This window comes from Aquiflexum gelatinilyticum, assembly GCF_024741135.1.
Lineage (GTDB): Bacteria > Bacteroidota > Bacteroidia > Cytophagales > Cyclobacteriaceae > Cognataquiflexum > Cognataquiflexum gelatinilyticum.
Map to the genome: position 1 here is coordinate 275,583 of NZ_JANSUY010000001.1, position 27,000 is coordinate 302,582.

The 27,000-nt window shown below is 41.1% G+C and carries 20 protein-coding genes; 13 read left to right on the forward strand and 7 right to left on the reverse strand.

What is annotated here, in order from left to right; all coding sequences use genetic code 11:
• Positions 1-249 precede the first annotated feature (249 nt).
• From NU887_RS01170 to NU887_RS01215, 10 genes are all read left to right on the forward strand, one after another.
• A complete protein-coding gene (locus NU887_RS01170; RefSeq protein WP_258421518.1) occupies positions 250-378 on the forward strand; it encodes a hypothetical protein in 129 nt (42 codons plus the stop codon).
• Between the two features lie 844 nt (positions 379-1,222).
• The gene (locus NU887_RS01175; protein ID WP_258421519.1) at positions 1,223-3,454 is read left to right on the forward strand and encodes a sodium-translocating pyrophosphatase; all 2,232 of its coding nucleotides are present in this window, start codon (positions 1,223-1,225) and stop codon (positions 3,452-3,454) included.
• A 431-nt stretch (positions 3,455-3,885) separates the two neighbouring features.
• On the forward strand, positions 3,886-6,993 hold the full coding sequence (locus NU887_RS01180; protein ID WP_258421520.1) for a SusC/RagA family TonB-linked outer membrane protein: 3,108 nt from the start codon (positions 3,886-3,888) through the stop codon (positions 6,991-6,993).
• Between the two features lie 12 nt (positions 6,994-7,005).
• Positions 7,006-8,418 carry a SusD/RagB family nutrient-binding outer membrane lipoprotein gene (locus tag NU887_RS01185; protein ID WP_258421521.1) on the forward strand — a complete coding sequence of 471 codons (1,413 nt, stop codon included), beginning with the start codon at positions 7,006-7,008 and terminating at the stop codon, positions 8,416-8,418.
• 97 nt (positions 8,419-8,515) lie between these two features.
• On the forward strand, positions 8,516-10,612 hold the full coding sequence (locus NU887_RS01190; protein ID WP_258421522.1) for a S9 family peptidase: 2,097 nt from the start codon (positions 8,516-8,518) through the stop codon (positions 10,610-10,612).
• Positions 10,612-11,895, forward strand: coding sequence for a D-alanyl-D-alanine carboxypeptidase (locus tag NU887_RS01195; protein WP_258421523.1), 1,284 nt, complete (start codon positions 10,612-10,614; stop codon positions 11,893-11,895). Before NU887_RS01190 ends, NU887_RS01195 begins: the two co-directional genes overlap by 1 nt.
• Before the next feature lie 190 nt (positions 11,896-12,085).
• The gene (locus NU887_RS01200) at positions 12,086-12,484 is read left to right on the forward strand and encodes a DUF2116 family Zn-ribbon domain-containing protein (protein ID WP_258421524.1); all 399 of its coding nucleotides are present in this window, start codon (positions 12,086-12,088) and stop codon (positions 12,482-12,484) included.
• An 89-nt stretch (positions 12,485-12,573) separates the two neighbouring features.
• Positions 12,574-13,317, forward strand: a complete 744-nt coding sequence (locus NU887_RS01205; RefSeq protein ID WP_258421525.1) for an EcsC family protein — start codon at positions 12,574-12,576, stop codon at positions 13,315-13,317.
• Positions 13,318-13,445: 128 nt separating this feature from the next.
• Positions 13,446-14,069 (forward strand): Lcl C-terminal domain-containing protein, encoded by a 624-nt coding sequence (locus NU887_RS01210; RefSeq protein WP_258421526.1) that lies wholly within the window; start codon positions 13,446-13,448, stop codon positions 14,067-14,069.
• 88 nt (positions 14,070-14,157) lie between these two features.
• Positions 14,158-14,571, forward strand: coding sequence for an NUDIX hydrolase (locus tag NU887_RS01215; RefSeq protein WP_258421527.1), 414 nt, complete (start codon positions 14,158-14,160; stop codon positions 14,569-14,571).
• 8 nt (positions 14,572-14,579) lie between these two features.
• On the opposite strand, the gene NU887_RS01220 is transcribed toward NU887_RS01215, so the two are convergent.
• Complete coding sequence (locus NU887_RS01220; RefSeq protein ID WP_420839698.1) at positions 14,580-15,347, reverse strand: 3-keto-disaccharide hydrolase; 768 nt, start codon at positions 15,345-15,347, stop codon at positions 14,580-14,582.
• 177 nt (positions 15,348-15,524) lie between these two features.
• Between NU887_RS01220 and NU887_RS01225 the strand changes: the two genes are divergently transcribed.
• Both NU887_RS01225 and NU887_RS01230 read left to right on the forward strand, forming a co-directional pair.
• Positions 15,525-16,427 carry a DUF1684 domain-containing protein gene (locus NU887_RS01225; RefSeq protein ID WP_258421528.1) on the forward strand — a complete coding sequence of 301 codons (903 nt, stop codon included), beginning with the start codon at positions 15,525-15,527 and terminating at the stop codon, positions 16,425-16,427.
• 78 nt (positions 16,428-16,505) lie between these two features.
• Positions 16,506-16,637: a DUF2256 domain-containing protein gene (locus tag NU887_RS01230; protein ID WP_258421529.1), complete on the forward strand. Its 132-nt coding sequence runs from the start codon at positions 16,506-16,508 to the stop codon at positions 16,635-16,637.
• 52 nt (positions 16,638-16,689) lie between these two features.
• Here the strand turns inward: NU887_RS01230 and NU887_RS01235 are convergent, their stop codons facing one another.
• The 4 genes from NU887_RS01235 to NU887_RS01250 all read right to left on the reverse strand — a co-directional run bounded on the left by NU887_RS01235 (position 16,690) and on the right by NU887_RS01250 (position 23,706).
• Positions 16,690-19,152 carry a zinc-dependent metalloprotease gene (locus NU887_RS01235; protein ID WP_258421530.1) on the reverse strand — a complete coding sequence of 821 codons (2,463 nt, stop codon included), beginning with the start codon at positions 19,150-19,152 and terminating at the stop codon, positions 16,690-16,692.
• 64 nt (positions 19,153-19,216) lie between these two features.
• A complete protein-coding gene (locus NU887_RS01240) occupies positions 19,217-21,319 on the reverse strand; it encodes a ComEA family DNA-binding protein (protein WP_258421531.1) in 2,103 nt (700 codons plus the stop codon).
• The gene (locus NU887_RS01245) at positions 21,316-22,125 is read right to left on the reverse strand and encodes a PorV/PorQ family protein (protein WP_258421532.1); all 810 of its coding nucleotides are present in this window, start codon (positions 22,123-22,125) and stop codon (positions 21,316-21,318) included. Before NU887_RS01245 ends, NU887_RS01240 begins: the two co-directional genes overlap by 4 nt.
• Positions 22,126-22,248: 123 nt before the next feature.
• Positions 22,249-23,706, reverse strand: coding sequence for a POTRA domain-containing protein (locus NU887_RS01250; protein WP_258421533.1), 1,458 nt, complete (start codon positions 23,704-23,706; stop codon positions 22,249-22,251).
• 73 nt (positions 23,707-23,779) lie between these two features.
• Between NU887_RS01250 and yidD the strand changes: the two genes are divergently transcribed.
• Entirely contained in the window at positions 23,780-24,001 is a 222-nt protein-coding gene (gene yidD, locus NU887_RS01255; RefSeq protein WP_258421534.1) for a membrane protein insertion efficiency factor YidD, read from the forward strand.
• Positions 24,002-24,007: 6 nt separating this feature from the next.
• Here the strand turns inward: yidD and NU887_RS01260 are convergent, their stop codons facing one another.
• Together NU887_RS01260 and nadE are read right to left on the reverse strand one after the other, a co-directional pair.
• Positions 24,008-25,105, reverse strand: coding sequence for a prolipoprotein diacylglyceryl transferase (locus NU887_RS01260; RefSeq protein WP_258421535.1), 1,098 nt, complete (start codon positions 25,103-25,105; stop codon positions 24,008-24,010).
• A 36-nt stretch (positions 25,106-25,141) separates the two neighbouring features.
• Positions 25,142-26,989, reverse strand: coding sequence for an NAD(+) synthase (gene nadE, locus NU887_RS01265; RefSeq protein ID WP_258421536.1), 1,848 nt, complete (start codon positions 26,987-26,989; stop codon positions 25,142-25,144).
• Positions 26,990-27,000: the final 11 nt, after the last annotated feature.

A 27,000-nucleotide genomic window follows, 5' to 3' on the forward strand; every position in this document is an offset into this window, starting at 1 on the left:
GGATGACGCATCCCAACCCGACAACCCGACAACGCGCAGCAGACAACAATTACAACAATTACAACCACTACAACAATTACAACCAATAGACCCTTCGTGCCTCAGGGTGACGCATCCCAACCCGACAACTTGACAACGCGCAGCAGACAACCACTACAACAATTACAACCACTACATCAATTAGAACCAATCTTTGAACCAAGTACAAAGTACCAAGTACCAAGTTGCGATCCCTACAACTTGACAACCTTGACAACCCGACAACGCGAAGCAGACAACAATTACAACAATTACAACCACTACAACAATTACAACCACTACAACAATTACAACCACTACAACAATTACAACCAAGAGACCCATCGTGCCTCAGGGTGACGGTTCCCCACCTGACAACCCGACAACCCGACAACGCGAAGTAGACAACAATTACAACCACTACAACAATTACAACCAATAGACCCTTCGTGCCTCAGGGTTACGGTTCCCAACCCGACAACCCGACAACCTTGACAACCCGCCAACGCGACGCAGACAACAATTACAACAATTACAACCACTACAACACTTACAACCAAGAGACCCATCGTGCCTCAGGGTGACGGTTCCCCACCTGACAACCCGACAACCCGACAACGCGAAGTAGACAACAAGTACAACCACTACAACAATTACAACCAATAGACCCTTCGTGCCTCAGGGTTACGGTTCCCAACCCGACAACCCGACAACCTTGACAACCCGACAACGCGAAGCAGACAACAATTACAACAAATACAACAATTACAACCACTACAACCATTAGAACCTAGAGATTCTTCGCTGCACTCAGAATGACGAATCCCAACCCGACAACCGACAACTTGACAACGCGAAGCAGACAACAATTACAACCACTACAACAATTACAACCAATAGACCCTTCGTGCCTCAGGGTTACGGTTCCCAACTCGACAACCTGACAACGCGAAGCAGACAACAATTACAACCACTACAACAATTACAACCACTACAACAATTACAACCAATAGACCCTTCGTACTTTAGGGTGACGCATCCCAACCCGACAACCTGACAACGCGCAGCAGACAACAATTAGAACAACTACAACAATCACAACCATCACAACCTCTTCCACCATTTTTTTTCAATTGGTTGCTAGATAAGTGAATAATAATATCTTTGTCGCATCAAAAATTTTAGGGTTAACCCAAGATAATTTATGGAACAAGCAATTGTATATCTCGTCCCCGCAATGGGGATTATCGGCCTCATCGTGATGGCCATCAAATCGGCCTGGGTGGTCAAACAAGACCCGGGAGATGCAAACATGGTTGAGTTGGCGGGTCACATCGCCAAAGGTGCCATGGCATTTTTAAAGGCAGAATGGAAAATTCTCTTCTATTTCGTAGTCATTGCCGGTATTATTTTGGCATGGTCAGGAACATTGGTTCCAAATTCCAGCTGGATCATTGCCGTATCCTTTGTGATCGGAGCGGTGCTTTCCGCTTTTGCCGGATACCTTGGAATGAACATTGCCACCAAGGCCAATGTCAGGACTACCCAAGCTGCCAAAACAAGTTTGAAAAAAGCACTTGATGTCTCATTTACAGGAGGTTCTGTGATGGGTATCGGTGTTGCCGGTCTAGCCGTTTTAGGTATGGGCTCGCTCTTTATCGTGTTCTACAACATGTTTGTAGTCTCTACCGGAGGAGATGTCAACGGTGCGGCCATGGCAACAGCCTTGGAAGTATTGGCAGGATTTTCCTTGGGTGCTGAATCCATTGCCCTTTTTGCAAGAGTAGGTGGAGGCATCTATACCAAAGCAGCTGATGTTGGCGCTGACCTCGTAGGAAAAGTAGAAGCAGGTATTCCTGAAGATGATGTAAGAAACCCTGCTACCATCGCGGATAACGTTGGTGACAACGTCGGTGACGTGGCAGGTATGGGTGCTGACCTTTTCGGTTCTTATGTGGCCACAATTTTGGCCTCCATGGTTTTGGGTAGAGAAATTGTTTCCAATGATAATTTTGGGGGAATCGCTCCGGTTTTATTGCCATTGGTGATCGCCGGTATGGGATTGTTGTTTTCTATCATTTCTACCTTCTTTGTTAAAATCAGCAAAGACACTGACAGTGTTCAGGGTGCTTTGAACAAAGGAAACTGGATTTCCATTCTACTGACAGTAGGTGCTTCTTATTTCTTGATTGACTATATGTTGCCTGCAGGCGAATTGGTACTATCCAGAGGTGGATCCATAGCATTTACCAAAATGGGTGTTTTCGGAGCAGTTGTTATCGGTCTGATCGTTGGCGCACTGATGAGTGCGATTACTGAATATTACACTTCCATGGGCAAGCGTCCTGTGAATTCAATTATCAAGCAGTCTTCCACAGGTCATGCAACCAATATTATTGGGGGTCTTTCCTTGGGTATGGAATCCACTGTTGCTCCGATTTTGGTATTGGCAGCAGGTATTTATGGTTCTTTCTTGAGTGCCGGTCTTTATGGTGTGGCTATAGCTGCTGCCGGCATGATGGCCACCACCGCGATGCAATTGGCTATCGATGCATTTGGACCAATTGCCGATAACGCAGGTGGTATCGCTGAGATGTCCGGCTTGCCAAAAGAAGTAAGAGAAAGAACAGACATTCTTGATGCTGTAGGTAACACTACCGCTGCTACAGGAAAAGGTTTTGCCATTGCCTCAGCGGCATTGACTGCTTTGGCCTTGTTTGCAGCTTACGTGGGTATGGCAGGAATTGATTCTATCGATATTTACAAGGCAGATGTATTGTCAGGATTGTTTGTCGGGGCTATGATTCCGTTTATCTTTTCTTCCTTGGCCATAGCGGCAGTGGGAAGGGCAGCGATGGACATGGTCAACGAGGTAAGAAGACAATTCAGGGAAATTCCCGGTATTATGGAGTACAAAGCCAAGCCGGAATATGAGAAGTGTGTGGAGATTTCTACCAAAGCTTCTTTGAGGGAAATGGTTGCTCCGGGAGCAATCGCCTTGCTTTCTCCGATCATTGTTGGTTTTGCCTTTGGCCCCGAAGTATTGGGCGGGATGTTGGCAGGTATCACTGTTTCAGGCGTGTTGATGGGTATCTTCCAAAACAATGCCGGTGGTGCATGGGACAATGCCAAGAAGTCCTTCGAAAAAGGAGTCATGATCAATGGAAAAATGGAATACAAAGGTTCTGACGCCCACAAAGCTTCAGTTACGGGTGACACTGTTGGCGATCCTTTCAAAGATACTTCAGGCCCTTCGATGAACATCCTGATCAAATTGACTTCAATCGTGGCATTGATTATTGCGCCACACATATCAGAAGGCGATGGTCATGGACATGTGCATACAGATGCTGAGGACATTAAAGTGACCAAAGAAATTACTTACGAAGACGGAAAGAAAATAGAGAAAACCGTTACCGTGACGATCAACAAATAAAAAAATTATCCGATTTAGAGGGAAGCCACCTGTGTGAAACGGGTGGCTTTTTTGTTTTTTTTCAAAGTCCAAATACGGACATTTTTAAGTTTCGGATAAGTAAAGCTAAAAACGAAATTATTTTTGGACAATTGATGGTAAAAAGAAACTTGCTTCTGCAGTTTTTTTTATGTTAAAAGAATCTCTTGAATTTAATTTTTTTTAATTAAAAGTATAGGCTTTTTGTCAATTTATCGATAATATGAGTAATCAAAAGGTGAGATATACGAAAACTTATAGAGTAAAAATCTCATTTTGGGACCTTTTTTTAAAATAATAAATAAATAGACTCAAAATAACCAAATATTCTAAATCGGATAGTGATTCGGTCCAGGCAACTGGTATTGGCATTTAATTAAATCAACTTATTTAACCATTTTAAACCAAACTTTATGAAGAAAAGAATTACTCTTATGGTTACTTTTTTCATGTTCGTTTTGTTGTCACATCCCATGATTGCGCAGCAAAATTCAGTAACAGGTAAAGTAACAACAAAGGAAGACGGACAACCCCTTCCTGGCGTGACGGTATTGGTCCAGAATACCACGATAGGTACGGTAACAGACATTGATGGAAAATATTCCATTAATGTACCTAGTGGCCGTAATGTTTTGCTTTTCTCTTTTATCGGCTTCAAGGAGCAGGCAGTTGAAGTCAACAACCGTTCTGTCATAGACCTTGGGATGGAAGCAGATATTGAACAATTGTCAGAAGTAGTTGTCACTGCTTTTGGCATTGAAGTAGAGAAAAAGGGCTTGGGTTATTCCGTCCAAAAAATAGGTTCAGAGGATATCATGCGAACCAAGCAGCCCAATCTGGTCAATGCCATGCAAGGGCAGATTGCAGGTGTGCAGGTAACCAATTCTGGCGGTGCTCCGGGCCAAAGTGCAAGGATCATCATCAGGGGTGTGACTTCCCTGAATCCAGGTGCAGATAACCAGCCGCTCTTTATTGTAGATGGTATTCAGATTGACAACTCTACCGTCGAATCACCCGGTACCCCAAGGGGATTGTCCAATAGGGTGGCAGATTTAAACCCTGACGATGTAGAATCCATCAACGTCCTCAAAGGTGCTGCTGCAACTGCACTTTATGGCGTAAGGGCGGCAAACGGTGCAGTAATCATCACAACAAAAAAAGGAAAGGCAGGATCAACAAGTGTAAATGTGTCTTCTTCAATTGGTTTTGAACAAATCAACAGATATCCTGAATTTCAAGACCAATTTGGACAAGGCTTCAGTGGGGTATATGACCCAAGCAGTTTTTGGCCAGCATGGGGAGCACCTATCTCAGAGGTGAGGCAGACAGTGCCGGATCACAAATACCAAGACAATTGGAGAAGGGCATTTGAGACCGGATCCCAAATCAATAACAATGTCAATATCTCTGGTGGAAATGAAAATGCAACTTTCTTTGGTTCATTTGGCAGACTTGACCATAAAGGTGTCATTCCTTTCAGTGACTGGAATAGGACTTCCGCTAAAGTCAACGGTCAGGTAAAAGTCTCCAATAAATTTGACTTTTCGAGTTCATTGAACTACATCAACTCAGGAGGAAACAGGGTTCCCCATGACAGATTCATGGAAAGGATGGTCTATTGGTCAGAAACTACCGATATCAGGAATTACATCAAACCGGATGGCACGATGGTCAGCGTCGGGGGCAATACAAACCCGATTTATGATGCGCAGTTCAGTACTTTCGAAGACAATGTTAACCGTATTTTGGGAAATGTCACTTTGAATTACAAGCCTGCGGATTGGATCAATTTTACCTACCGGGTGGGAATGGACGCGTATTCAGATAGCAGAACAGAAATCACACCTGGACCTAAGGGAATTGACGGAGAAGCCCCGTTGAGTTCCACAGGTTTTATCAGGGAAATCAGAATCAACAGCAGGGACTTGACTTCCACCTTTATCGTGTCCATGCAAAAGAGATGGAATGAAAACTGGAATACTTCCCTGAGGTTTGGCAATGACATCTTCGAAAGGAAATTTGACAGGCTTTCTTCCTTAGGTGAAAACTTCGTTATTCCCGAGTTCTTTAACCTCAACAATACCAGACAGGTATTCAGTGACCAAGGCAAAAGCATCAGGAGATTGGTCGGGTTTTACGGGGATGTGACAGCAGATTACAGAGGGACAGTATTCCTGAACATCACAGGAAGAAATGATATTTCATCCACTTTGCCTACAGAAAACAATTCCTTTTTCTATCCCTCATTCAATTTGAGTTACCTCTTTTCAGAGTCATTTGATTTACCTGCATGGATGACTTTTGGGAAATTGAGAGCTTCCTATGCTGAGGTTGGTAAGGATACAGATCCCCATTTATTGGGGGCAACATACCTCTCACCTTCAATTTATCCATTAAACGGGCAAGTAGGTTTTACCCGAAACGGAAGATTCGGAGATCCAAATCTAAAACCAGAAAGGACCAGCTCCATAGAATTCGGTACCCAGATCGGTTTATTTAAAAATAAGATAGAGCTCGATATTGCCTACTATAAGAACAATACAAAAGACCAGATCATACCTGTTCCGGTTTCGACCACTACCGGTTTCTCCTCTTATGTGACCAATGCAGGCGAAATCCAAAATGAAGGAGTGGAATTCATCTTAAAGGCAATGCCTATCCAACGCAATGATTTCTCTTGGACTATCAATTTCAACCTTTCCTATAACAACAACACCGTAAAGTCTATCAGGGAAGGAATTGACGAAATCATAGTAGGAAGTCAGTTTGGGTATGTTGGATCGACGGTAACCATGAAATTGGTAGAAGGAAGACCTTATGGAGACATCTATGGAAGTTCTTACCAGAGGTACTACCAAGGAGGAGTCCCTGAAGGATTGACTACGCTAAACAGAGACCAGGACTTGCTTATCGGAACAAATGGTTTTCCAATTAGAAACGGTACGCAATTGATCTTGGGAAATGCCATTCCAAAATGGATTGGTGGTATCAGGAATGATTTCAATTACAAAAACTGGGATTTATCCGTGCTTATAGATGGAAGGACAGGCGTTCAGCAATACAACCAATTTGACAATTTCTTGGCTGCTTTTGGAATCGCTGGATATACTGCCAACAGGAATGAGACGAGAGTTTTTGAAGGATTTCTTGCTGACGGTACAGCAAATTCCCAGGAAGTGTGGCTAGGGCAGGGTGTAGGGCCCGATAACAGAAATTATGGAGCGGGATTTTACAGGAACTCCTACAGGGGTGTCAGTGAAAACTTTGTTCAGGATGCCAGTTTCCTGAAGTTGAGAAACATCACATTGGGATATACCTTGCCCCCAAGAATTTTGGAAGGAACCTTTATCAAGTCCCTCAGGGCATCTGTGGCTGCTAACAATATCATCCTCTATACACCTTGGGACGGGTTTGATCCGGAATCTTTCAGTGCGGGTGCCGGTGGAAATGCCATTGGATTTACCGGCCTAGGGTTTCCCGGAGTGCAAAGCCTATTCTTTACTTTAAATCTTGGTTTCTAAATGAAGACGATCATGAAGAATATATCAAAAATCAAAATATTAATGATGTCAGCGCTTATGCTGCTAATGGGAGCATGTGATTCGTGGATTGATGTCAATGAAAATCCAAATAATCCACAGGATGCTCCAATACAGGGGTTATTGACCAATATTACTTTTGAATCTACGCTCAATGTCTACAGGGCAGGTTCTATTTCAAGTAATTATGTCCAACATTTAGCCTCACCCAATCCTGGTTCCTCATCAGATATCATGGAGCCATTGGATTACAGCGGGACATGGGGATCATTTTATTCAGTAATGTCAGACATTACAGATCTGGTAAGAAAATCTGAAGATCTGGGTGCAACCCATTATGCTGCAGCAGGTCAGACCTTGATGGCTTTAAACCTCGGAATGGTCGTGGATATGTGGGGAGAGGTTCCTTATTCTGAAGGTTTTGACTTCTCAACAGTCACTCCAGCATACGACGACGACCAGGCTTTATATACTGAAGTGCTTTCACTATTGGACCAGGCTATTGTTAATTTTGGACTGACTTCTACAGTAACTATTGGTACTGATGATTTTATTTATGGAGGAAATATTGAAAAATGGGTAAAATTCGCCAATTCCCTTAAAGCCCGATACCTGCTACATACGAGCGGTACTCAGGGTTATAACCCTGCAAATGTCTTGGCAGCAGCGGCAGCAGGGATGACAAATAACCTTGACGATGCCAAAATGAATTTCTTTGACCAAAGGTTTAACCCTTGGGCCCAAGTAGCCATCAACAATGAAAACCTATTGTTGGGAGGTTGGATTTCAACCCAATTCATTGAGGCCTTGGATGGAACTTCTTACCCAACAGTTGATCCAAGATTACAGCTTATGGTTGGAACAACAGATGCAGGAGAATATATCGGCGTCGAAAATGGGGCAGGCAGGGGAAATGCTCCTGAACAAGGGGCTAGGTCTACACTCATTCCCGGCCAATATTATACATCAACATTGGGCCCTGTCTTGATCATGACCTATTCGGAATTGAAATTCATTGAAGCCGAAGCGGCATTTTCCACGGACAAACCAAGAGCATATGCAGCTTATCTTGAAGGTATCAGAGCACATATGCAAATGTTGAGTGTACCCAATGACCAAGTTGTGGCTTATTTGGCTGACCCTTCGGTAAGTATGGGAGTCGGTGCACTAACCATCAATGATGTTTTTAAAGAAAAATGGATAGCAACTTTCCTTCATCCTGAGACTTGGAATGATGCGAGGAGATTTAATTATGCATATAAGGACATGACTCTTCCTCAGAATTTAAACCCGGATTTGAACAATCAATTTATTAGGAGATTGCCTTACCCTGATTCAGAAGTCAGCAGAAATGGGAACAATGTTCCTACTGTCACACTTTTGGATAGGATTTGGTGGAATCAGTAATTTCAACCATTCTTAAAGTCCTCTGCTACTGCGGAGGACTTTTTTGTTTTGGATATAGATGAATTTGATTACCTTAAATAAATCTAACTGCGATGTAATGAAAAAGATTTTGATATGCTTGCCCTTCTTGTTTTTGGGACTGATTTTCAGAATTTATGCCCAATCTTTCACCATGGAACAGGTGTCTTCCTTTTCTTTTCCTTCCGAATTGGTGACTTCAAAGCAGGGAAACAAAATGGCTTGGGCCATGAATGAGAAAGGTCTGAGGAATGTATATGTTGCTGAGGCCCCCGATTTCAATCCCAAAAAAGTCACCACTTTTGACAAGGACGATGGTCAGGAAATCAGCAGTTTACAGTTTTCTCCGGAAGGTAATTGGCTGCTCTTTGTAAGGGGAGGGGAGCATGGCAGCAATTGGGATCCGAATGCTGGTTTCAATCCGGCAAACAATTCAAATATTCCTAAAGTAGAGATTTGGACTGTTTCCCTTGAAGGAGGCAATGCCAAGGCACTGACTGAAGGAGACTATCCCACGATTTCACCTGATAACAAAACCATTACTTTCCTCAAAGGTGGACAAGTTTGGACTGTCGATTACCAAGAGGGAAAAGCTTCACAATTGTTTGAAGCCAAAGGAAATATGAACGCCATTGCCTGGTCTCCCGATGGAAAAAAACTATTGTTTGCTGCCAACAGGGGTACCCATTCATTAATCGGAATCTTCAGTGGAAAAGCTAATCCGATCCAATGGATTGCCCCTTCTTTCAGCCGGGACGTCAGTCCGAGATGGTCTCCGGACGGTAGAAAAATTGCTTTTGTGAGATTACCCGGTGGAAAGGGTGAGGCTTTGCCTTTATTGGAACCAAGACACAGTCCTTGGGAAATCTGGGTGGCAGATGTCGTTACTGGGATTGCCTTCAAGCGATGGAAAGCTCCGGAAACCCTCAGAGGTTCTGTCCCGACAACCAACGGCGGTTTTAACCTTAATTGGGCAGCTGATGACAAAATAGTTTACCTATCTTATGAGGATGGATGGCCACATCTCTATGCAATGAACGCTGACTCAGGACCATCCATGCAATTGACAAAGGGCAACTTTATGGTAGAGCATATCAGCTTAAGCCAAGATAAGAAATTTCTGGTTTTTTCTGCGAATACAGGACCGGATAAAGCAGACATCGACAGAAGGCATATAGGAATGGTTGCTGTAAATGGAGGGGAAATGACACTCTTAACCCAAGGGGAAGGCATTGAAGCCATCCCAACTGTTTTTGCTGACAACAAAGCAGTTGCCTATTTTTCAGCCACTGCAAAAAGATCACTTCTACCTTCGGTGGTGGAGATTAAAAGTAAAAAATCAAGATTGCTGGCTGAAAATCTTATACCTAATGATTTTCCTGCAAAGAGTCTTGTTGTGCCAAAACAGGTAACTTTTAAGTCCCTGGATGGCTTAACTGTCCATGGACAGCTTTTTGAAAAAGAGGGAGGACCCACCAAAAAAGCCGCAGTACTTTTTGTCCATGGAGGGCCACAGCGGCAGATGCTTTTAGGCTGGAGTTACATGGACTATTATTCCAATACCTATGCAGTAAACCAATATCTGGCCGAACTTGGGTTTGTGGTATTGTCAGTCAATTTCAGATTGGGAATCGGCTATGGGTATGAATTTCATAAGGCGCCGCGTACCTATTGGCAAGGAGCCGAAGAATATCTTGATGTAAAGGCGGCAGGGGAATATTTGGCTGATTTACCTCAGGTGGATAAAAACAGGGTTGGGATTTATGGGGGTTCCTATGGAGGATATCTGACAGCCTTGGCTTTGGGTAAAGATTCAGGACTTTTCAAAGTCGGTGTGGATATCCATGGTGTCCATAACCTGTCTGGCAGGTTGGAAATGCCCGAGGGATATGAAAAGGCTCCTGATTATGATGAAGCGGTAAAGACAGCTTGGTTTTCTTCTCCTATAGCCTACATAGAAACCTGGACCTCCCCAGTTCTTTTTATCCATGGCGACGATGACAGAAATGTACAGGTCAGTCAGACCACTGATTTGGTCAGGAGATTTGAGGAGCGGAAGAAGCCTTATGAATACCTGATTATCCCGGGGGATAGCCATCATTGGATGGTATTTTCCAATATGGTCAAAGTCAACAGTGCCACAGCTGATTTTCTCAAAAAACACCTTAATCCCTGATGAAAAAAGCATTTTTACTTGTCTTTCTGTCTGCTTTGTTTTCAATACAGACAACAGAAGCACAGAAACTAAACACAAGAAAAGTCCGAAAGATGTTTGAGCAATCCGACATTATGCAGGAGCATTTCGTGGGATTTATCCTTGAAGAACAGGGAGGCAAAATCATTTATGAACAGAATCCTGACAGGTATTTTGTTCCGGCTTCCAATACCAAACTTCTGACATTGTATGCAGCATTAAATATCCTTGGGGATTCAATTCCCGGATTGAAATACCATGTCAACGGAGATTCATTGGTAATTTGGGGTACAGGAGACCCTTCTTTTTTACATCCAAAACTTGATAACCGCAAGGTATTTGATTTTTTGGCAGACAGTCCCTATTCGATATACTTGGCAAAAGATCCTGATGTTGAATTTGAACCAAGTCCCTGGCGTGCGGATTTGAGCCATTTCCCAATGTATGGTAATGAAACAATAATTAAATCAGATTCTAGCCATAAATTGATAGTAAGTCCAATAGGCATATCAAACTATATTAAAATCGATTCTACGCTTATAACCAACAGATTTACACTTCGCAGGTCCAAATCCGGAAAGGAATTACTGATGCCAAGTCTTCCGGTTCCTGTTGGTTTTGAAAGCCAAATACCATTTCCTATGGATTTGGAGGTAACCAGAATATTGTTGCAGGATACTTTAAAACGCGATGTCACGCTGATCAGAAGGCATAGGCCTGCAGGTATCAAGACCCTTCTGAGTATTCCTTCAGATAGCTTGTACAGGCATATGATGCTGCCGAGCGATAATTTTCTTGCTGAGCAGATTTTACTTCTTTGTTCAGGTCAATTGGGAGATACTCTGGATGTGAATAAAACAATTGAGTATAGCCTTAAAAACTATTTGGTTGATCTTAAAAACAAACCGATTTGGGAAGATGGGTCAGGTTTGTCAAGATTTAATCTTTTTACTCCCAATACGGTATTGGAGGTATTGCATAAACTCGAACAAAAAATAGGAGATACCGAAAGGTTAAAGACTTTCTTGCCTGCAGGAGGGGTGTCGGGAACGATTAAGAATGCCTATAAAACTGACAATGGAAAACCTTTTGTTTGGGCCAAAACAGGTTCGCTCAGGTACATGCACCTTCAGAGTGGCTGGATAGAAACCAAGAAGGGGAAAGTCTACCGATATGTCTTTATGAACAATAATTTTATCAGACCAACTTCTGAAATAAGAGCCGAAATGGTAAGGTTGATGACAGAAATCCATGAAAAATATTGAAAGAAGAATATTTGTTTAACCCTCCATATATTGAATTTTTTAAAATCAAACTTTGACTTTTACCATCTTTTTTTATATCTCTTTTTACTTTTTATGAAATAAATACCCAGTTCTGGGTATTGTTTTGAACTAAAGGGTAAATTAAATTTACCATAATTAGTTATTAAGTTATTGTTTAAAATTGACTTTTATGGATCTGGAAAAAAAGCAATGCTACTATTGTGGTAAATCAATTTTAGGAAGAATAGATAAGAAATTCTGTGATGACTACTGCCGCAACAGCCACAACAACCAAAGAAGGATAGGTGACAGTACTGAAGTCAGAAACATCATGGGATACCTGAAAATAAACAGGAATATTCTTGAAAGGATTCTTGTAGATGGAATTGAAAAAGTAAAGATTCCAAAAGAAAGACTCCAACAATTAGGCTACCATTTCAAATACCATACCCACACGTATATCAATTGGAAAGGAAATGTTTATACCTATAGTTTTGAATACGGATTTGTGGAAATGGAAGGAGGCTGGATTTTAGTGGTAAGGGATTTGGGAGATAACCTTTCGCGAAAGGAGAAAAATATTGAATGATTGAAACTTTCAGGTTTTTAAAAACAAATTTCATAAATAGAACCCTAAGGCATCTGATTATGTATACATAAGGGAAAATAAACAATACTATGTCTCAATCTTTGTCAAAATCAATGTATGATGACATTGCCACAGCCGAACTTAATGCATGGCTTGTAAAAACCAGAAAGAAACCTGGATTTATCAATAAGCTGACAAAAAGCACTCAGGAAGGCATCAATAGCATGATCCCTGAAAAAGTCCATCAGGTTATCACCTATGCGATTGAAAAAATGGTAAAAGGTGTATTATTTGGAACCAAATATATTACCCCTTCACCTTTGATTGGTTCATCATTGGAACAAAGGGAAATTAAAGTAAAAAAAATCATTAAAATATACCAAAACACTGCCTCTGCAGAGGGGGCGATTACCGGTGCCGGAGGAATTTTATTGGGTTTGGCTGATTTCCCTGCATTTCTCACCATCAAAATGAAGATGCTTTTTGAGATTGCTGCAGCATATGGTTATGATGTAAAAAAATTTGAGGAGCGGCTTTACCTCTTGTATATCTTCAAATTGACATTTTCAAGTCAGGAAACCCGAAATCAGACTTTGTCCCTACTTGAAAACTGGAATGATTATATCGCCAAACTCCCTGCTGATGTCTCCGATTTTGATTGGAGGGATTTTCAGCTACAGTACAGAGATTACCTGGATCTCGTAAAACTTGCCCAACTAATCCCCATCATAGGTGCAGGTGTTGGAGCAGTAGCCAACTATCAATTGGCAAATAAACTTGGACAAAATGCCATCCAATGTTATCGTTTAAGGTATTTTGATTGGGAAATTTAGAGGATGAAATACTTTAAGGGTTTTTCAATATCTTGAAATTGTTGATTTTAAGTTCTTTTATATTAACTTTGTGGTTATTCAGCAATGTCTTGTTGATTAGCTTAATACCCACCTAAATTAAAATTAGTATGTTAAAGTCCGTGATATTATCGTCAAAATCGGTACTGCCTTTTTTGGTATCTTTATTTATTATTTTCTCTTCATGTGTGAAAGAAGAGAGTCCTGAAAACGTTATTGTAGGTGAACCTTATCAAGGTGGAGTTGTGGCACATATTTTCGAGCCAGGAGAAGAGGGATTTGTAGAAGGTAAGAAAACAGGAATAATCATTGCCCCTGTAGAGGAAGTATTTCAATCGCAATGGGGTTGTCAAGGAACAGCCGTAGGCGGAACTTCCCCGGAAGTTGGATTTGGTAGATCCAACACTGAATTAGTATTGGCGTTTCATGATGCTTTACCGGACTACTACAACAATCCCACCCAATGCCATCCCGAAAATGATGGGTCTGTAGCGGCACGGGTCACTTTGGATTTTAATGTGGGAGGATACGATGACTGGTTTATGCCAAGTCAGGAAGAAATGAATTACTTATATAAAAACAGAGATTTGATTGGCGGTTTTTCATCAGTTGAATATTGGAGTTCATGTGAAAGTAATGCTTCCAACGCCTGTGTGATGTCTTTTGTAACTGGAGAATTGTTGTCAAAACCTAAGAGTGAGGTTTTGAATGTCAGGGTAATCCGATTCTTTTGATTTGAAAAAAATAAGAAAAACCTGTGGGTAAATCTCACAGGTTTTTTTTTTGTCAAAAAATGGGTTAAAATTCATAAAGTATAAGCTTATGTCATTTCAAATTCCCGATTGCTTTTACAGGGTGTCTGTAAAAGCCCTTGTGGTGGATTCTACACAAAGGTTTCTTCTTGTCAGGGAAGAAAATGGTCTTTGGGAACTTCCCGGAGGTGGATTGGATTTCGGAGAAAGCCCACAGGAAGGGTTACGAAGAGAATTGAAAGAGGAAATGGCTTTGGAAGCAAAATTCATTTCAGACCATCCCCATTATTTTTTTTCTGTAATCAATCCTAAAGGTCAATATATTGTGAATGCCGTTTATCCAACATCGCTTTTTCACCTTGAATTCAAACCTTCACCTGAATGCCAGGAAATCAGATTCTTTAGTCCTTCGGAAGTATTTGAAATCAAAGAATGGATGTATCCTAATGTATTGGAGTTTGCCAGGCTATATAAAATCCATTAATTGAAGAATTAGAAATCTGTTCCCATTTCACCAAGATCAGTGGCTTTGATCCAGATATTCCTATATAGCACATTATGTCCTTCAGCTTGTAATTTGATACCTCCCGGACGGTCTGTAATTCCTTTTCCTCCGTCATTTCCTCCATCCTGACCTGAATTTGGACCTCCCCATACCTGGCTAATTGATTTGTCTTCATGGATTTTTTTGCCATTGAAGTAGATGGTCACCCTTGCCTTTTCTACCAACTTCCCTTCTTTGAACCTTGCAGCCTTGAAGTTGATGTCATAGGCATTCCATTTCCCCAATCCATTGTAAGCCTGTACGGTAGGTATGTGCTCGTTGATAATTGCCGCCAATCCATGGTCGCCATAGTCTCCATCGAGAATCTGGATTTCATATCTGTTTTGTAAGTAAACTCCCGAGTTGCCTCCTGCTTCTTGGATTAAAAATTCGACATGTAACCTGAAATCCCTGAATTCCTCTTTGGTGACGATATCGGCAGCACCATACAATCCTCCTGCGGCTGCCGGGTCATTACTGTTCATCGCTGTGCCTTTGTCTACCGGATCTTTCACGATTTCCCATTTGATGGGTAGCGCTGCTTTGAATCTTGGGCCTTCCCAATAAGTCCATTTTTGATCCAGCATTTTCCTGCTTCCATCAAAAAGTTGCTTTGCACCTTTGGGTTTTTTGGTTCCCACGCCTGTTTGGGAGAAAGCCAACATCGGGGTCATAAGGCACATTGCAATAATTGTAATTCTTTGAAATACGTTCATGGTTATTTTGGTTTGAATAATAGATCAAGATACTTACCATTCAGTTCAAATCGAAAAATTTTTATTCAGCTGGAAATTATTTGCTGTTATCACAGTTTCAATCAGGTTAATTTTTTTGGCTAGATGTTTTTGGACGATAAGATTTTTAAATTGCCTTGAAAACCTAGCATACAACCTATGAAACTATCCCGATTCTTATTGATTTTAGCCTATTTCACTTTTGTTTTATCTTGTGGAAAAAAAGAATCCCAAATCAATCCCGAAGAGCATGCCGCAGAGGTGGAAGCTTGGTACCAGGATCGGGTTAATTCTGTAAAGTCAGAAGAAGGTTGGCTAAACCTCATAGGATTACATTGGCTTGATGCAGGCGAAACTACTTTTGGAACCGGTGCAGGATCCAGGTTCCGGTTGGAATCTCAAGGTTTTCCTGATTCGATCGGTGTATTTTTCTTAGAAGAAGGAAAAGTTTACTTCACGCCCCAAACAGACAGTATATTCTTGGGAGAAAATGAGTTAAAAGAGAAAGTAAAGATTTTTGATGTGGAAACTCAGGAGTTTGAAAAGCTATCATTTAAGAGCCTTAGATGGAATATTATTAAAAGGGCTGATGCCTATGGAGTCAGGTTGAGGGATTTAGAGACGGCTGCTGTCACCCAATTTGAGGGCATTAAAAGGTATCCGATAGACTTGGAATGGAGGCTTGAAGCTAAATTCATTCCCTATTCCCCGATTAGGGAAATCCCGATTACGAACGTTTTGGGACAGACAACACCAAATCCATCACCAGGCTACCTTGAATTTCAAAAAGATGGCATAACCTACAAAATCGATGCTTTGGATGCTGAGGATGAATTATATCTGATCATAGCTGACAACACGAGTGGGGGAGAGACCTACGGTGGAGGAAGGTATATGTATGTCAAAAAGCCTGTTTCAGGAGATATTGTGATATTGGATTTTAACAAAGCCTATAATCCTCCCTGTGTATTTACGCCACATGCCACTTGCCCACTGCCACCACGACAGAATATGCTTGATCTGGCAATTACAGCTGGGGAAAAGACATTTGGAGAACATTAGTAGAACCGGGAAGCGAGAAGCAAGATGCAAGACATGAGAAATGTTTAAACTTTTTGATAAAACAATGATTCCTATTAAATGAAGAAATCGGAATTGCCAACCAAGACTTGCCCTGTCTGCAATCGTCCATTTACATGGAGAAAAAAATGGGAGAAGAATTGGGTGAATGTGAAATACTGCTCCAAAAAATGTGCGGGGACAAAAAAGTAAGAGAATTAAAAACCCGGCTGAAATTGAGTTCAGCCGGGTTTTGTATTTTTTTTTAATATTCAAAGTCACATCTCAGATCGGTAGTTCCGATAGGAGCTCCATCAGGTATAGCAAGTTCCGCCGGGATACTGAATTCTTCTTTTTCGTTGAAGAAATGGTTGATTTTGTCAGCCAAGTATCGGTGGAAGTCGTCAGAAGTACTTTTGGCCGCAGTGGATTTGGATGGTCCTGTTTTGTTTTGACCTTTATTCCAATTCCAGTAAGCAATCTCCCTCAATTGGTTTCTTGTGATTCCTTTCACTGTTGCCGTAGCTTTTGGGTCTTTGGCAAGATTGATCAGGTGTTCTGTCAGCTTGTTTTGAACCATCAAGCGGATTTCCCCCTGATAAGTCCCATCATAGCCACTCCCAAAAACCTGTGCGGTAACTTTTTCCAAAACATCTGAAAAAGAAGGTAAACTTGCATCAAACAATTGCTGCTGATGTAATCGGTTTGCTCTGCCTGCTTCAAAAAGTAGTCCAAAAGTCAGGTCGACCACATTTTCTCCCGGAGCCAAAGGATCAAAGTTCAGTCCGTTTCTGGAAGGGAAAGTTTCACGGTTTCTTGAATATCCCATAGGACGTGGAGGCATCCGGTCCAGAATCTGGGTAGGAATGGCAAGCTTTTCCGGCTGAACAGCATAAAGCAAGGCCTCCAATGCTCCGTTTTGCTTGGTAGCTTCCAGCCTGGATTGTACTCTTTGGTTATCTCCTTTGACTTTATAGGTGTAATCCAATCCTCCGACAAGCTTGGTCGTAGCTTCCAATTGATACCTGTGCATCAAGAAAAGGGGAGCCAAAACTTCCTCCATCAATGCTTCAGGTTGGTTTTCATCAATTGAATTTAACCCAAATGAATTCAGCTTTTTGGAACGCATGGCCATCATCCTCATCAATTCATCAGGGGCTGAAGCGCCATTATCCCAAAGATGGGAAGTAGGGTGACTTCCGCTCGGATGCCTGGAATCCATGTCTGAAATAAAAGTATGTCCTGCCGCATAGGTATCTTCTAGGAGCTTGTTCAGGTGGGCTTTTTCTGATTGTCCGGCTGGAATGGTTTCATAACCATAGCGGATTGCCCATTTGTCCCATTCTCCGATTTTGTCATCATAGGCATCAGAGATATCAATGTTTCCATTGTCATCCATCTTGATCATAGGATAAGGATAATCCATGACAGAGGCACGGTTGGTGGGGGAGGAAGCATAAGCATGCGCCAAACCCAAAGTATGTCCGATCTCATGTGCAGAAAGTTGTCTCAACCTAGCCAATGCCAATTCAAGCATTTTGGGGTTTTTTGGCTTTCCGTCCTCAAATGGCTGTATCAGGCCCTGTGCTATCAAAAAATCCTGCCTTACCCTGAGACTTCCCAAAGTCACATGGCCTTTGATGATTTCGCCTGTCCTAGGATCTGTGACCGAGGAGCCATAAGACCAACCTCTAGTGGAGCGGTGTACCCATTGGATGACATTGTACCTAACGTCCATCAGGTCTGCACCTTCAGGCATCAATTCAACTCGGTATGCATTTTTAAAGCCTGCGGCTTCAAAAGCCTGAGCCCACCAGTTTCCTCCTTCCAACAAAGCCGACCTGACTGGTTCAGGCGTACCTCTATCCAGGTAATAGACGATCGGTTCAACTACCTCTGAAACTGCGGCTGTTGGATCCTTTTTTTCTAACCTATGTCTTGAGATATACTTTTTGACCATTGGTTCACCAATTGGACTGGTGAAATCCATGTAATCAATATGGAAATATCCTGCCCTTGTATCGAATTCCCTTGGGGTATATTTATTGTCAGGCAGTTCGATGAAAGAATGGCGTTGCCTTACAGTTACAGATTCCGGAGAAGGAGTTACAGACCTGATATAGGCTCCGGTAGGAGTTCCTGTCAAAGTCACGATGGCTTCCACTTCTGTGTTTTTTGGGAAGTTCTTGGTCATTGGAAAATGAAGTGCACTGCGTGAAGGATCTGGTTTATATGACCCTTGTCTGGCAGAACCCAACTTCTCTCCAACCATATGGGCGTCCTGCATGTAGAAGGAGGTTGCGTCGACAAGGTATTTGCCATTTTCACTGTTTGCGATTTCAAAGCCCCAAAGGACAGACTCTGCGAAAGCGTCTCTTACTGATTTGACTTCAGCAGGATTGTCGCTGTAAGCCCTGAACTCGTAATTTTTGTGAACCAATAAAAGTTTGTTGCCGGCTTTTCTGAATTCTACGATGCGAGTCCTTCCTAATTGTCCTCTGTCCAAACCTATGTCATTAGAACCTATACCTGCTGGCATTGAATTCACATAGAGGAATTCAAAATCAAGTTTGTCTACTTCAAGATAGATTTTTCCTTTGTCCTCATCGGTGTAGAATGTAAAGAAACCTTCATTTTTGCTGAATTTGCTTTTATCTACTATCTGACCAAAAATAGGTGCAGAAAGGAGGATCAAACAAAATAATTCTAGTAAAAACAGTTTTTTCATATGATGGTGGTTTGATGTCTCAATTTATCAAAAACCCATATGAAGGTTGTACCGATGGTGGAAATTATCTATTGAACTGGTATTGAAGTTGAAAAACCGTTTCTGTAATCTTTTTGCCATTTATTTCTTGGAGGCCACTTCCTATGACTTCTCGATCAGTAAAAATTGTTCTGCCTATTCTTGCCCAAAAAGTCAGTTTGGGATTGATTTTATATTGACCCAAAAGATAATACCGCATCCCCTGACCGTTAAGCGCTGGAATAGAGAATAGCCACAAGACATTCCTTTCATAAATAAATTGCCTGTTGTCATAATCTTCTGTATCGAAAAGTACGATTCTTCCCGAGAGCCTCCATTTTTCATAGTCTACATTGATATCTTGACTGATGGCAAAACCTCTTGTGGTTTTATTGTTGAAGTCAAACCTGCTAGACATGATTCTAGATTTGATACTCCAATGTTTGTCTAGACTATAATCCAGGTTGAAGGCATAATTCCATTTTTTGCCTTGGGAAAGTTGGTAGCCTGATTGAAAATTATTTTGGAGTTCTGAAATATTTCTTGATTTGGATTCTTCACGGATTTGGGCAAAAAGCAGAATTTTTCTGGATGGTGAGTAAGTGAACCGAGTAAGCCACTCGTTTCCTGCTGATAGTGCATATACCCGGTATTTAAGCCATGGAAACCTGAAATAGTCATAATAAACTGACCAGGTTATCTTTTGATTGGGTTTGTAATTCAAGCCAAAATAGAGTCCATGTTCGTTGATCGGTCTCGTTCCTTCGGAAAAGGCATTGCCGTAAAAGCTGTGAAAATCTCTGTCAAAACGTCTCCACAATACCGAAAATCCAAGCTTTGGATGCAGGCTGCTCATCATTCCTAAAACCGAACCTTTTCCTCCGCTTTTCGATATTGCAGTTTCTCCGAAGAAAAAATAATTTTGATAGTTGTATGCAAAATAGAGACTGTGCAGGTGGTTTGCTTTTCCGTAAAACTCATATTGGTTATAAACCTGCCTGTTTCTTTGAAATGCCTGTCCAAATTGGGTATAAAGGGAATTGACCCCAATTTGAAAATCCCGCTTCCTGCTTTGGTAATGGATATTGGCTCCGAGATTTTTCTCACGGATCCTGTTTTTGTAAGTGATCTCGGTAGCTGTGCGATGGAGCCCGCTGCTTTGCAGTGAAGTGATGATTTCCTCCGTAGTTTCTATGGTGTCAATTTGGACCTGAAGATTTCCATCCCGTGGCGCATTTGAAGCCATTAAGGTAACATTCAATGGGCCTGCTTTATAAGTGGCAGCCATGCCCCTGAAAAAGCCAAATTCTAAGGCTGCAGTGTAAGGTCTTATGCCTATGGTACTTCGCCTGACTGTAGTGATGGTTTCGGCTCCTTTTCCCACCCCAAATCCTGCACCAAACACCAAACCTTGCCCGGTCTGCATCTGAAAATCCCCCAGCGAAATTGCCTTAAAATTACCTTGGTTGTATAAAGTAAAATGATATGATAAAAAATTGAAGCCAAACCTTTTTGAATTGGGATTCCAAATGAATTGCTCCCCGGAATCTTTGTCAATCGTAAATCCAAGACTGAAATCTTTTGAATGTTGGATTCTAAACCTGCCGTAAAGGCTATTGGGATCACCAAGATACCTGCTTGTCAGCTCCCCATTTCCCAAAGTATCAGGAGGAGTATACCCCTTTCGGGTTTCCCAAACCCTATTTTGCCTGAAGATAAAATATGCATCTTTTGAAGACAGAACCCTTTCTTTCAACGAGCCCTGCATCTTTTCTGAATCATCCAAAACGACAAATGGTAATAGTTTATAGATAGTTTCCAGGTCAAAATCAGGAATGGCTTGTAATTCATAGATTGAAATAAATTCCCCAAATTGATTTTGGTATGCAATAAAGCTATTGACCTGTGAAGGCGTCAAAATGAATATCGACTTTAATTCCTCTGCGTTTGTTTTGTTCAGGTTTATGGGATTTAGAAATACCTGCAAAAGACTTTCATAAAGATCCTCATAATTCTCATCTGACCTTTGCATTCCAAAAAGCTCCTCTATAAAATTTTCGATATTAATCTCGTCCTTCCGGTAGGTTTGGGCTTGGCTTTGATGGACTACCATAAGCACCAATATTCCTATAGAAACCAAGGTTTTCATTTGGTCAAAAACAGGTAGCTGAATGAAAAATGATGCGTATTTCCCAGACTGGAATGCTGGGTCAATGCATAATCGATGTAGTATCTTTTGGGACGGAAACCTATACCAAAAAAGAATTTATTGGGTTGTGTATTCATTCCAACCCTGGCCCATACCCTTTCCAAAATATTATATTCCAATCCTAATTTCAATAATGGGTCTAATAGGATGTCTTTTTCGGCTTCAAGGTTTACCATGACCTTTGAGGCAGGTCGATAAGAAATCCCCGCTTTGATGGTAGTAGGCAAGCGGTCATTCGAATTTTTGCCATATTTCGCACGGGTGATATTGTAGGCATGGGCTCCAAAAAACAATTCTGGTGTCAATTCTGCCACCCCTCCAAATTCTATGATTGCTGCCCCGCCCCTTCCAAATCCTTCAATGCTCGTCTGTAAGTAATTTACTTTTAATCCAAGACTAGCAATGCCCAATTGATTTGAAAAACCAATCCCGATTTGATTTTGGGAAAAACTCTCCGAACCAAAACTTGAAATTCCTAACCCAAAAGCCTTTTGATTACCTTTAATTGCCACAGCGGCACCCAATGTGGTGAGTTCATTGATGCCAAGACGGTGGTCGTAAGAAAATGTAGCTTGGGTATAATCAATCTTTGAGAGTCCCCCAATGTTATTAAAAATGCTCCAAACATCTCCGATTGTCACATTTGAATTTCCCAAACCCATGCTTCTTCCGCCTCTAGGCAATGCTTCTGTACCGGTTTGTCCTTTAGCTTGAGCACAGCCTAAAATCAGACTTAAGAGAAACAAAAATTTGAGAGGACTTGTCATGTCATTAAAAAAACCGGAGGAAAATCGATTCAATTAAAAATACAAGTACAAAAGGAAAGGAAAAAATAACTACCCGATCTTAAACGTTTAAATTCGACTAACTCAAAAAGGTGCCCTAAAGTTGACAAAAAATGCCTGTTCACCTTGGTTGTTGAGGGAGTATTCAAACCTGAATACCATGTCATAAAGCGTCACGATATCAAGGCCTGCTCCATAGCCAAAAAGGTATTTATTCGTCAGACGGGCATTGTCAGGCAGGTTGTTTCGGTCATTGACGAATCCATGGTCAAAATTAAAACCAAGATACATTTTGAGCGGTAGGTAAGAAAATTCTTCCAATGGGACATATTTTCCAATATCATATCCCACGTCAATAAATTTGAATCTGAAGCTGTTTTTGTGTACAAGGATCTGTTGACCTTCCACTACGTTCAGTTCATAACCCCTGATAAAATTGGGATTATATCCGATTCCTCTTACCAAAGTGAAAGGCTGTCTTTTTTGAATAAATGAATTGAGTGACAATCCGGAAACAAAATTGAATTTATCGCTTACTTTGATATACTTATTGGCATTGATAGAGATTTCGGTATCATCCATATCATCTGATGCAAAGATGCCATACTTTGTCACACTGATGTTCAATAATTCACCCTCAGTGGCATATTGGATATTATTCCTTTTATCATGTCTAAAAGTATATCCTAGTACAAAGTAATTGAGTTTGTTGCTTTCATTCAGTAAATAGTCAGGATTTTGGACAAAAACATCAGGGTTGATGGTGGTATTGTTGTATCCAAAAGTTACAAAATGAAAATTGTAATAACTCCCTCTATAACTATATCTGAAATAGGCGGAAGAATTTTTTCTTAAAACTTCTTCTTTTTCGTTGGTATAAAAAACCTGTTTGTTGAATGCTGATTTGACGGGAATGGTCTTTTGGGTGAAATAGGTAAATTGGCCGGAGATGCCATGGTTTTGATTTTTGTCCAGATAAGGGATGCTGTACAGTACTTCAAATGCTTTCACAAAACCAAATTGTGCTCCGACTTTCAGCTTTTCATTCCTGCCGCCAACGTTGTTGTGAACCAACCTTGCTCCGTAATTTACCCTGGAAAAATCCCGGTTTTGGTTAGTCCACCATTCTGCAATGTTACGGTCAGCAAGGTTGAAAATGATGTTTGGGATGATATACCACCTTTCGGTTACTGAGACCAATAGTTCAATCTGTTCATTGTCCGTGATGAGTGGTGTGATTTCCACACTGTTAAACAACTGCAGGTTATAGATTTTTTTTTGATCAGCCTGTATCATCGAGATCAATTCATCCCAATCATAACTGACTCCTGTTTTAAGGTCTATTTCCCTAAGGATTATATTCTTTCGAGTCTTTTCATTTCCTACAATAAAAATATTATTGATGACCACCTTTTCCGGATGGCTGACCGTTGTTGTACTGTCTTTTTCTACTGCTTCAGTCTGGGCAACAGCATAATTTACCTCAAAAAATCCAAGCAATGGAAGGAGGAAAAGAAAGCTATATTTGCGAAAATCTTTCAAGTTAGACAGTACTTATTTTAAATTAAATGAACTTTAGCTTGCTATATTTTTTTATCCCTGAAATATCACTGCTTTGAAAACAATTATCCGAAAGATCGCCATATTTCCGGTTTTGGTGTACCAATATGTGATTTCTCCACTTTTTCCTGCTTCATGCAGGTATACACCCACTTGTAGCCAATATACCAAAGAAGCGATATTGAAACACGGAATATTCAAAGGAGGTTGGCTAGGAATCAAAAGAATAGCAAGTTGCCACCCTTGGGGAGGTCATGGACACGACCCGGTTCCTTAGCTTATTTTACCCTTTGAAGCCTTTTTTTAAAGCCAATCCCACTAATATAAAGCCACCGATCACCAATGGAATGCTCAGCCATTGGCCCATGTTTAGAGAAAGTCCCTGCTCAAAGTCAACCTGATTTTCTTTCAGGTATTCCCAGACAAAGCGCATTCCAAATACCGAGATCAAAAACAATCCCAAAAGCAAACCATCAGGAAGCCTTGACTTGTAAGTCATCCATAGCCAAAGTAAAACAAGGAAGATTATAAAATAAGATGCCGATTCATAAATTTGGGTAGGATACCGGGCTATACCAAAAGTATAAATTGTAGCCAGAAAATGGTCTCCCTTATCAGAAAGGTCAAAATTCAAGGGAGTATTGGGGTTTTCCGCCATGTATTTCTGAGAACTCTTGAATTTGGTCAAAACATACTTGACATCGGTATTCAATGTAGCCTTTAGATCACCCTCACTGAATCCTCCCTTATCTATTTTAATATCAATATTGACAGGAACTATTCCGGTCCCGGTAAGTTCAGATTCTCTGTTATCAGGTTTGTACGCGCTGACTTCTAAAACCGGAATGCGTAAAGTTTCCAAAATTTCTTCACTATCTCTAGCATATACAAAACCACTATCAGTACCGGTCGGTTTTCCACCTATTTCAGAATTCATCAGGTTCCCCATTCTGATCATGGCACCTGTCATGGCTGTTACAATCACAATGCGGTCTACCACCCATAAATATGTTTGAGTGGGAACCTTCCTTGCATACAGGTATAAGGAAAACAATATTGCAATGGCTGCCCCATGACTCGCAAGTCCTCCTTCCCAAACTTTTAGGATTTCGAGGGGATTACTGAGGTATTTTTCGGGTTCATAAAAAAGTACATGGCCTAATCTTGCACCGATAATAGTGGCCAATACCATGTAAATAGTCAGCTTGTCAACAAGCCTGTCATCCTGACCTTCCTTGCGGTAGATGTAGATCATCACCTGTTGTGATATTATAAATCCAAAAGCAAACAATAGGCTGTACCACCTTAACCTTTCAAAACTTGGAAAAACCGCCGGGTTGGGACTCCAAACGATATAGTCTACTATCAGTTGTAATGTCATATTGTTGTTTTTTTGGGTCAGGTGATTTTATTTAATTCAATATTCATCCAATTCTTTCAATTCTTCCGCATATCCTCCTGATAATATCGGGAATCTGTACCAGGTTTTTGGATCGACATTGAATTCATCCAAATGAAAAGAAGGCGCCAAGCGTTCTCTTTTCCATTGGTTTTGGGACCAAAGCCGAAAGAATTTTTTGATATAACTTTTTAGCAATTCTTTTTCTACGTTCAATTCCTCCTTTAGGATTAAAAAGATGTCAAGCGGTGACCTTTTGTCCCGAATAGCTAGCCGCTCGATTTCGACAATTACAGCATAAGGCATGAGGTCAGTCTCGTCTGTCTGTTGGTTTTCAGAAGGTCGGAGTTCAGCTGTAGGTTGGAGACCATTCACTTTATTCAAGCCGGAATAATTAAGTTCTGTTTCGGCCCAACGAAGCCATTGGATGACAAAATGCTTGTCAACCCCAGCTATAGGTGAGATGCTTCCACTTGTGTCTCCGTCCATGGTTGTATACCCTACATCTCCTTCACTTCTGTTTGAAGTGCTCAAAAGAAGGGCGTTTTTTATGTTGGCAAGCATCCAAATGATGGGAGACCTCGTCCTCGCCTGAATGTTTTGGAGAGCTATGTCATCTTCTTTCCAAGAGAGTTTTCTTCCAATGGCTTTTTCTATTTTTTCTGTATAAGATTTGACTTCATCGGTGATTTCCCAATGAAGGAATTCAGCGCCCATACTTTCGGCTAAGAACTTTGCACTTTGGAAAGTGACAAATGAAGAATTGTCGGACGCCTGATAAGCTGTTGTAAGTAGCTGTCCGGTGATTTCTTTGACCGGATTATTTGTCGACGGCACAAAGGATAATCCCAATTTTTGAGAAAAGAGAGTAACTCCCAGTTCTTCAACGCCACGTCTGACCATTTCCGATACCAAAACCGCAATTGTGGAAGAATCCGCCCCACCGCTAAGGGATAACACAAAGCCTTTGCTTTTACTTTTTCGAAGGTAATCAAAAAGAGCCAAGGCTGAGGCCTTTACAAATTCCTCGTTTTTATCATGCAGGCTTTTAATTTCAGGGTATTCTTCCTTTTTCTTGTCATAGCCAAAAACCAAAACCTGAAAATCTTCAAAGGAAAGAAGCTCGTTTTTTAAAATCAGCTTTCCATGTTTTGAAGCAAGGATTTCTCCATCAAAGATCATTCTTCCTGCTTCATTGCCAAGGAGATTGACATAAAAATAAGTAGCTGCAAATTTCTTGGAGCTTTCATTGACTAGCTGTTCTCTAAGGATACTTTTGCCCATGGCAAAGTGACTTGCACTTGGATTGAAGATAAGGTCTACATTTCTGTCTTTGAGTCTAAAGCCCGGTCTGAGGTCTCCTCTCCAGGCATCTTCACAGATTTCAAAACCATATTTTATCCCGTTTTTCTCCAGGACAAGGTCTCCAAAAGGAATCTGATTTCCCTGAAATTCAAACTGGATCACTTTCCCGTGTTCCCAAGGGGTAAACCAACGAAACTCATAATGCACCCCGTCTATGGCCATAAATTGCTTGGCTACAAAACCCAAAACTTTTTGGTTTTCCAGGACTGCCACACAATTGTAAACCTTTTCTTGGATCCTGACAGGCAAACCAACAGCTACTGTAATTCCTTCTGAATAGGGAAGGAGGTGTGCCAATTGACTGATTGCTTTTTGTGGATACCAATAGCTTAAAAAAAGATCTTCACTACCATAGCCTGTGATTGCTAATTCAGGAAAACATACAAATTCTACATTCAGGGATTTTGCCTTTATTATCGCCTGCTTGATATGATCAAGATTTCCTGTCCAGTCTAAAGGTGTTTGGTTGACAGTTGCACAAGCGATTTTTAATGTTGACATTTTGATGATAT